The sequence below is a fragment of the Streptomyces sp. ISL-87 genome, from assembly GCF_018614095.1.
In the GTDB taxonomy this organism is placed as follows: Bacteria; Actinomycetota; Actinomycetes; order Streptomycetales; family Streptomycetaceae; genus Streptomyces.
In genome coordinates this window covers 1-7,761 of sequence record NZ_JAGGOY010000121.1, presented here as the reverse complement: position 1 = coordinate 7,761, position 7,761 = coordinate 1, and the positions used below count along the sequence as shown (strand labels likewise).

General features: G+C 66.3%; 12 protein-coding genes and 1 pseudogene. 6 read left to right on the top strand and 7 right to left on the bottom strand.

All coding sequences use genetic code 11. From position 1 onward, the window contains the following. The 3 genes from J7I97_RS34665 to J7I97_RS39305 all read right to left on the bottom strand — a co-directional run. On the bottom strand, positions 1-716 hold a 716-nt coding region (locus tag J7I97_RS34665), incomplete at its 3' end, for a helix-turn-helix transcriptional regulator (protein WP_214943503.1). 57 nt (positions 717-773) lie between these two features. Continuing rightward, on the bottom strand, positions 774-1,013 hold the full coding sequence (locus tag J7I97_RS34660; RefSeq protein WP_214943500.1) for a DUF397 domain-containing protein: 240 nt from the start codon (positions 1,011-1,013) through the stop codon (positions 774-776). Between the two features lie 407 nt (positions 1,014-1,420). Then, entirely contained in the window at positions 1,421-1,651 is a 231-nt protein-coding gene (locus J7I97_RS39305; protein ID WP_251059453.1) for a hypothetical protein, read from the bottom strand. A gap of 122 nt (positions 1,652-1,773) precedes the next feature. On the opposite strand from J7I97_RS39305, the gene J7I97_RS40100 reads away from it, so the two are divergent. Further along, positions 1,774-2,436 carry a LysR family transcriptional regulator gene (locus J7I97_RS40100; protein WP_308369427.1) on the top strand — a complete coding sequence of 221 codons (663 nt, stop codon included), beginning with the start codon at positions 1,774-1,776 and terminating at the stop codon, positions 2,434-2,436. Here the strand turns inward: J7I97_RS40100 and J7I97_RS34650 are convergent. Next, on the bottom strand, positions 2,427-2,783 hold the full coding sequence (locus J7I97_RS34650; RefSeq protein WP_251059452.1) for a hypothetical protein: 357 nt from the start codon (positions 2,781-2,783) through the stop codon (positions 2,427-2,429). The two genes, J7I97_RS40100 and J7I97_RS34650, sit on opposite strands and share 10 nt — an antisense overlap. Before the next feature lie 82 nt (positions 2,784-2,865). Between J7I97_RS34650 and J7I97_RS34645 the strand changes: the two genes are divergently transcribed. From J7I97_RS34645 to J7I97_RS34625, 5 genes are all read left to right on the top strand, one after another. Further along, complete coding sequence (locus tag J7I97_RS34645) at positions 2,866-3,168, top strand: hypothetical protein (RefSeq protein WP_214943509.1); 303 nt, start codon at positions 2,866-2,868, stop codon at positions 3,166-3,168. Positions 3,169-3,245: 77 nt separating this feature from the next. Next, a complete protein-coding gene (locus J7I97_RS34640) occupies positions 3,246-3,626 on the top strand; it encodes a hypothetical protein (RefSeq protein ID WP_214943497.1) in 381 nt (126 codons plus the stop codon). Between the two features lie 239 nt (positions 3,627-3,865). Next, positions 3,866-4,462 (top strand): hypothetical protein, encoded by a 597-nt coding sequence (locus J7I97_RS34635; protein ID WP_214943494.1) that lies wholly within the window; start codon positions 3,866-3,868, stop codon positions 4,460-4,462. A gap of 95 nt (positions 4,463-4,557) precedes the next feature. Then, a complete protein-coding gene (locus tag J7I97_RS34630) occupies positions 4,558-4,851 on the top strand; it encodes a hypothetical protein (protein ID WP_214943491.1) in 294 nt (97 codons plus the stop codon). After that, entirely contained in the window at positions 4,848-5,171 is a 324-nt protein-coding gene (locus J7I97_RS34625; RefSeq protein ID WP_214943488.1) for a hypothetical protein, read from the top strand. The genes J7I97_RS34630 and J7I97_RS34625 overlap by 4 nt, the downstream gene beginning before the upstream one ends. Before the next feature lie 263 nt (positions 5,172-5,434). Here the strand turns inward: J7I97_RS34625 and J7I97_RS34620 are convergent, their stop codons facing one another. The 3 genes and pseudogenes from J7I97_RS34620 to J7I97_RS40520 form a co-directional block, all read right to left on the bottom strand. Further along, on the bottom strand, positions 5,435-5,707 hold the full coding sequence (locus J7I97_RS34620; RefSeq protein WP_214943485.1) for a hypothetical protein: 273 nt from the start codon (positions 5,705-5,707) through the stop codon (positions 5,435-5,437). Positions 5,708-5,742: 35 nt separating this feature from the next. Further along, complete coding sequence (locus J7I97_RS34615) at positions 5,743-7,074, bottom strand: S8 family serine peptidase (RefSeq protein WP_251059451.1); 1,332 nt, start codon at positions 7,072-7,074, stop codon at positions 5,743-5,745. A gap of 319 nt (positions 7,075-7,393) precedes the next feature. Continuing rightward, positions 7,394-7,575 (bottom strand): annotated as a pseudogene (locus tag J7I97_RS40520) (ISKra4 family transposase); the annotation flags it as partial. Positions 7,576-7,761 lie beyond the last annotated feature (186 nt).

Genomic DNA, 7,761 nt, shown 5'->3' with positions numbered 1-7,761 from the left:
AAGGGACTTAGCGTCCTCTCACACAGACTGAACAGAGTCCGCAGCTGCTCCCGCATCACCGCCCGGCTGCCCACCGTCCGGTGCAGCACCGCCTCATCGATGATCGCGGTGAACTCCGGCGCATCAGCAGACTCCAGCAGCCGCTGACGCTCCTTGCGCAGCCGCTGGCGGCGGTCAGCCTGCTCCCGCTCCTGCTCGCTCAGACACGGATGCGTCATTACCGCGTCCATGTATGCGGGGGTCTGCAGCATCCCGGTCACGAACATGGTCTCGAACACCGTGATCCGGTCGGCGGCCGCCTCCATGTGCAAGAGATCCGCGAAGTCGCCGGCGACGAGACCGTCGTGGGCGGCCCACCGGGGCTTGGCGTCCGACAGCAGCTGTTCCACCCGCAGCCGTACCGACCGGAGCGCGTCCTGGTCGGTGACCTCGTAGCACTTGAGCAGGCGGTTGATGAGCGCGTGGTTGACGTTCACCTTTGGGTTGCCGGTCTCGATACGGCTGAGTACCGCATCCGAGCTCACGGCGCCCTTGGCTACCACCTGGGCAATCGTCAGCTTGGCGGCCTTCCGGAGAGCCTTCATCCGCACGCCCAGCAGCTGCCGGACCGTACGAGAGGGCGGGGCCACCCCGGGACGATCCGGAAGGTCGGCCCCGCCAACTACACCAAACGGCCGTGCGGCCACGCTCGACTCCTCGTTCACGATGGCGATCATGCGCCGAGCACATCGTGAAGTCTCACCGCGGCCGCAGCAACCCTAGGCCATGCGTTTTCAGACAGTCATTCCGTCGAATTCACCCTTCTTAGCGCCGTCGATGAACGCGATCATCTCTGGCTGGGTGAACACCAGAGCTGGACCTTTCGGGAACCGTGAGTTCCTCACGGCCACCTCCCCGTCCATCAGCCGTGCAACTTCCACACAGTTCTCGAAAGTGTCGCTCGCCGAGGCCTTCCGCCAGGCCACTCCCAAAATCGAATCCGCCGCTACCCCGTTCTGGAACTCCCCGGCCATCGAACCTGCCCTTCCCTAGCCCACCAGCATCGTTGACAGCCGCGCGGGACGGGGCACCCCTCAGCCCGGTCGAACACGAACGGGACGCCGTAAGCCCGTGAAACTTTCACCGCCCAGCGAAGCGACGCCGAGCCTAGCCCGCACCGCACCATCCCGCCGTCCCTCGAAAGGGCCCTTCTTTCAGTAGGAAAATCATTCGAAGTCGCGACGGATAGGGCACGTGAGGATCATCCCCTTGGTGGCCCCAAAAGTTGGCCGGTCTGCAACCCACCTTCCGGTCAACATCCCGCATAAATCCGCCGCCAGAGCCACCAAGCCGCCGAATGCCGAATATTTGCATCCTGCTGACGGCGGTCGTGGCAAAGTGGCTCAGGCGCGAATTCCGTGAAGCCCGCACGTAGTGATCTTCAGCGTGCGAGGAGCACCCGCTTGCGGAGCAGGTCGGGCTTCGCCCTGCCGAACATCTGGCGCTTCAGACACCTGAGTTGGCCCAGGCACTGGCGGAGGAAGCACGAGACTTCCTTGCTGGTCACCGCATCCATGACGAACCGGTGACCTGGCAGCCGCCCCTGGCCCTGCTGACGGGACTCGACCTTCCCGGCCCTGATCCGGATCAGATCGATGTTCCCCGCCTTCACTGGCTTGTCCGCCAGCGCAAGAACCGATTCAGCACGCGGCCGAGCTCTTCAGCACGAGTGTCGAGGCCATCCGACTCGTCCTGGATGAACAGCCGGCTCCCGCACTTCCGCCGACGAAGACCGTGGCCAGGGCAACGGGCCGCACCCGCTTCAAGGCCCGCCAGGAGGTGCCGAAAGAGATCTTCACTCGGCTCTACCTGGACGAATACCACTCGCTTCAAAGGATCGCCGACCTCACCGGCTTCTCCCGCAACGTGCTGACCGAGCTGGCACGGGAGTACGGCATCGCGCTTCGCGAAGGACCTCAGGACTACACGCCCCGCGGAACCATCGAACGGGAGTGGCTCGTCGAGCAGTACGTCGTCCGCCGCCGGACCCTGCCAGACCTCGCCCAAGAAACGGGCATGAGTACCGCGAACATGGCCCGCTGGGCCCACACTCACAAGATCCCCCTCCGGCCCCGCGGTGGCGGAAGCCACGACATCGCACTCCGCGTCACCGAGCAGGCGGCCCGCACCCCAGCGATTCTGCGCAAGGCCCTCACCAGTACCTATGCCTGGCAGCGACTCGAACGCTTCGCGGCCGCAGCGTCCTACCGCACAATCGGCGAGGCGGCCCAAGCCCTCGGCATCAACCAGCCGACCCTGGTGATCCAGATCAACCGCCTGGAACGGGACCTCGGGAAGGCACTGCTTGAACGCGCGGAACGTGGCCGGGCCATGAAGCTGTCCCCCTTCGGCAAGAAGGTCGTAGCAGTCGTCAGCACCAGGCCATGTCAGCTCTGATGCTGAGCGTCATCCGCCTCGAACTGCGAGCCGATGTTGTTCCACATGAAGTCGACCCTCCAGTCGGCCTTGCCAGCCGCCCAGCCGAGCATCGCGGTCAAGACCTTCTCCTGGGAGACGGTCCGCGTCTGATAGTGCTCGGCTGCCGCGCCGTCCCGGAATTCGAGTTGGTACGTGTTGTCGTCGCGCAGCAACACCTGGACATACCAGCTGCCTTCCATGCCCTCCTTCACGCGCTCCAGCACCAGATGCGCGTTGCCGCGCTGGAGGTTGGCCAGCATCCTGCCTATCGCTGGCTTCGAGGGCCTCTTCACCGCGCGCCCAGCCTCATCAGTTGCAATCAGCATGGAGTGATCCTCCGACATGACTCTGACATTGCCCCGGCGAGCAGACGGAGCACGCAGTCATCATGGGCTGGTGACGACATGGATGCGCTGCTACTGGGACGAGGAAGACGTCTGGTTCTACTTCGAGGTCGACGCCGAAGGCTGGGTGACCCGGCAGATCGAGCTCGAAGGGCCGGAGCTGACCCCGATCGCAGCCGCCTCCCTCGCCGAATGGCAGCAGGCCTCCGACACAGGCCGCCTCGATGAGTACGACAGCAGGTTTGGGATCACAGCGGAATTGCCCGTCTCTGAGTGGGAGGGCCACGATCCGGAGCAGCTGACTTCTGACGAGTTCGAGGAGGTCTGGGTCTCCGCTCGTCGGCAGATCACAGCCCGGCTGTCGTGATTGCTCGCTGGGGCGGATAGTCACTTGCCGCACTCGCCCTGCCAGCTCGATCATGAAGTCTTGATCGAGGAGGCTTCGTGGGATTGTGTCTGTTCCCTGGGGACGGTGACCTCACCAGCCCGGACATCAGCTGGTCCTACTCGGGTTTCAATGCCTTTCGCCAGCGCCTGGCGCAGGCTGAGGGGTTCACACTGCCGGACATGTGGGGCTTCGGCGGGGACCGGGAATGGAGCGAGATCTCATCGACGCTCAAGCCCCTGCTCGACCATCCCGACGATGCCGGCGATCTATCCGCCGCCGACTGCGCCAGGATCCTGCCCCGGCTGGCCGAGATCATCACGGAGTGGGAGACCGCGGAAAGCAACCCCGCTCTCACACGGCACATCGAGGACGCCCGACAGCTCGTGGCCGTATTGAAGATCTGCGTCGACTCCAACGTCGAACTGCTCTTTGGATGACCCTGAAGAGGACCCGGCTGCAGGCCAGGGATCCGGGAGGGCCACGAGGAAATGACACGGCCGTGAGACAGAACCCAGGCCAACCCGCGTGAGACAACGCCAAGACCCGCAGGTCACAGCGTCGCGATATGACACCGAAAGCGAGAACCTACACCAGAAGACCACTCGATTTGGCTCATCCTGTGCGGTGCTCCTCACGACACCGTAAGGATGGTCCTCCACGATGACGGAGAGGCCCAATGACCAGCAGCCAGAACCCTTCCGCTTCCGTACGCGCTGCGGCCGAGCAGATCCTCAAGGCTGGCGGGGAGGTGTCCTCGTACAACGAACTCATGCGCCACCTTGAAGAGCTGCGCGGTGCCGCCAGTGCCATCGAGCATGGTCTGCGCAACGCAGCCTGGCGCGGCCTCCTCGCACCCGGAGCTCCGCTGGACGAACGGCCGGCGATCAGCGAGATCGACCAGAAACTGGAGCGCCTCGTCGGAACCGACGACGGACGTACGCCCGGGGAACTCGCCTTCGGCAAGGCGGTCCGGAACATGATCACCCTTGCTCAAGCCCTGGGCGATCTTGCAACGACGGCCTGGACCGCAGGTCTCGCGGAGAACACCCGGGTTCGAGTCGAGGAAGCCCGCGCCAGGTACGACTCCGACGAGGCAGAGATCCACAAAGAGCTGATGGAATGCATCACCAAGGTCGTGCGAGAGGCAGTGCCTGCTGATGTTCTGCCCGAGGTGGCAGGAGCCCTGAGCGAAGAACTCAAGATCATTTCCCAGCGCAGAAGGGACGCAGCCACGCAGCGTCTCGCCGATGCTGGCCTCTCGGACCAGGGCTGACCCACCTCCCGGCATCTTGCCGGACCCACCCTTGCTCGACCACGTCGGCCGGAAAAGGCAGACTCGTGGAAGCAGACGATCCAGGGAGCCTTCGCATGAGCGCGCAGCCGATCCACCCGCACGAGCCCGAGCGGCTGCCCCGCACGCAGAACGCCGTCGCCGAGGCGCTGCCGCCGGCGGACCGGATGGAGTTCTACCGCGAGATGGGCGAGGCGGACGAGACCGCGCTCCTGGGCGTCCTGCGCCGCTGGTGGATGCGGGCGAACCTGTACGCGAACCCGCTGCCGGAGGAGACCCGCACCGCCGTCGAGACGGGCCGTGCGCCCGGTCGGTCCGCCACGGCAGTACTCCGCGAGGCCACCGCGGCCCGGGAGACGAGGGGCCGGTGAGCGACGACCACCTCGAGCCGGACGGCGACGAAGACGGTGGCGACCGGATCCGGCTCTCCCCAGCCATCTACCCGCTGCTCGCCCCGGACGTCTCGGCGTCGGTGTTCTCCGCCGTCGTCAGCCTGCTCGTCGAACTCCGCGAAAACCCCGTGCCGCCGCTTGCCCACCCGGTCCCGGGCCAGCCGGGCTGGTACTCGACACCGCTGTCCCGGGACATCGGGCTCGCCGAGTACCACGTAGGCGACACCGACCCCGGCGAGGACGGCCCGAACATCTACGTGGCCCGCATCGTCATCTCCGACGACTGGCCCGACTTCTGACCCGGGCAGGCCGCGACGGTAGCTGTCCGGCCGTGCCACGGTGACGGCGGTGAAGAACACGAAGGAGCTCCGGCGAGAACGCCGGGGCTCCTTCGCGTCACGGTCGCGCGGTGTGACGGTCAGTCCTCGTATGGGTCGTACGGGCGCGGGTCCCGGTGTCAGCCCTGTTCCGTATAGCTACGGCGACGGGATTTGTAGCGCTGCGTGACTACTCTGGGGTGAGGTCCGGTGGGGATCAATCGAGCGCAGGATGAGCGAAGCGGTTACTGAACGGGAGAGTCGGGATCCGGCAGCTGGTAGCCGCGCTCCCGCTCCACGTCCTCAACGCCGTAAGCCGCGCTCAGGGCGGCCAGCGCGTCCTCGGACACGGTTCCCACGGCGGTACCGATTCCCCGCTGCTCGGACTCGATGATCATTCCAGCGCGCCGGGCGGCCTCGACCGCCTGGTCAAAATGGTCCGGGTCGAGCCCGACGATGACCCTGACGCGGCGCGTCTCATTACTCACCATGCGCGAATCGCCGGTCGCGTAGCTCATGTCGCCCTCCAAGGTGGTTCATCATTCTGGTACCCCTAGGGTGCCTGCACCAGTCCTCGGCCGGCGTCCGACGCCGGAAGACCAAGATCACGTGTGCCTGCGCGCAGCAGCGTCACGATCTGTGCGGCGGTCGCGTTCGGGTTCTGCTCCCAGAGCAGCGCGGCGACACCGGCGACGTGGGGCGTGGCCATGCTGGTGCCATTCAGTCTGCGGTATCCGCCGTTCCGCCAGGTGGACAGCACGTCGACGCCCGGTCCCGCCAGGTCGACCCCGCCACCGTTCGGGTTGAGACCGGCACATGAGAACGGAGCGATGGTGAAGTCCGGCGCGATGGCGCCCACCGCGAGCACCGACGGGCAATTCGCTGGCATTCCTACCGGTTGGAGATCCATCGGGCGCTGGCTCTCGTTCCCTGCGGCCGCAATGATCATCTTGCCGCGCGTTAGGCATCGACGCGCGGCGCGCTCGTAGATGCGCGAGTAGCCGGCGCCGAGGGCGACCGCCCCGCCCAGTGACATCGAGATGACCCGGACCCCGTCCTGGTTCATGGCCCAGCCGATGCCGTTGAGGATCTGTCCGTCGCTTCCGCGGCCCTGATTGTTCAGTACCTTGGCGACGTAGATGTCGGCCTCGCATGCGACGCCGTAGCGCGGCCCGGTGGCCGGGTTCCTGGGGCCGCAGGCGGTCCCGGCGCAGTGGGTGCCGTGGCCGTGGCCGTCGTCGACCGCCTGTCCCGGCACGAAGGACACCGACTGCCTCACCCGGCCTGCCAGATCCGGGTGGGCCTCGTTGATGCCAGTGTCGAGGATCGCGACTCCGACGCCCCTGCCGGTGAGGGCTGTCTCGGTCGCCAGGATGGCCTGCAGTCCCCAGGTTGCCTGCGCCTCGCTCCACTGGGGACCGGCCACGGCCCGCGCCAGTGGCGCATTGACCCGACCGTTTCCCCGAACCCGCTCGACTAGGTCGGCCACACCGTGCAGGTACCCCTCGAAGTACTCGACCGGGCGGGCAGGCGTGTCCTTCTTGCAGGCGTGGAGCACACGCTCCGGTTCCGCACCGACCAGAGTCGGAGTCGAGGCGACGGTGGCTTCCAGAGCCAACCGCTGATCGCCCTCGACAGCCTCGACGACGGCGATGCCCAGATCGTCGAGGACCACAGTTCCGCCCTGTTCCAGGGCCTGAACGGCGAAGGCGAAGTCGCCGGCCTGGACGTGATCGGTCACCGACACTCCGGCACCAGAAGACAGCGCCTCGAGCCCGGCCTTGGGGTCGTCCTCATTGAGCAGAACCAGGTATCTGCCTGTGTACTCGACGTTCTTGGCCACCCCTTCGTCGGCCATCGCGGTCGCGCTGTAGTCCTCGCTCATGGTCATCGTCCTCTGCTGGGGGCGGCGTGCTCTGCCCGGCGGATGGATGGAAAACAGAAAGCCGACCGCTCACAGAACGGGTCCTTGCCATTCGATTTCGACCATAGGAAGAAGAGAGTCCATGGCGCGCGGGCTGTCAGGCCATTCGGATCAGTACGCCAACGGGCCCGGCGTCCCTCCGCACACCGGGCCCGTCGTTCAGCTAAATGCGGCGTCCAGCAAGGAGAAACGAGGCCAGGACACTACGTAGCGCCACATGTCACCTTCGCTGTACATACGAGAACAGGGCCGTGTCGGCGGGCCCGGGCCGCCATCGAGCTGGCCGGGCAACCTCCGCGGCATAGCGGGGCCACTTGCCCTGGGCTTTCGGGCCGGGCCGCAGGGTGCGCTGCCCGGTCCGTCCGCCGGGCGGGGCGATCACGTCATGCGGCCGGCGTGGGCCGGGTCGCAGTCGTAGACGCAGGCCAGGGTCGCCATCCGCTTGCGTGCCGTCTTCTCGCCGGCGGGTGGGATACCGGATGTCCGGGCTCGGCTCAGGGCGATTGCAAAGTCGTGGTGATCTCTCGGATGTGCAGGTCACGGCGGTATGACGATGCTGGTCGGGGTGCGCGACCGGACGCAACGAAGCTCCGTTGTGGAGGTGACCTTGCCAAGTCGCCGTCCCGCAACGGAGCTTCGATGTGCCGT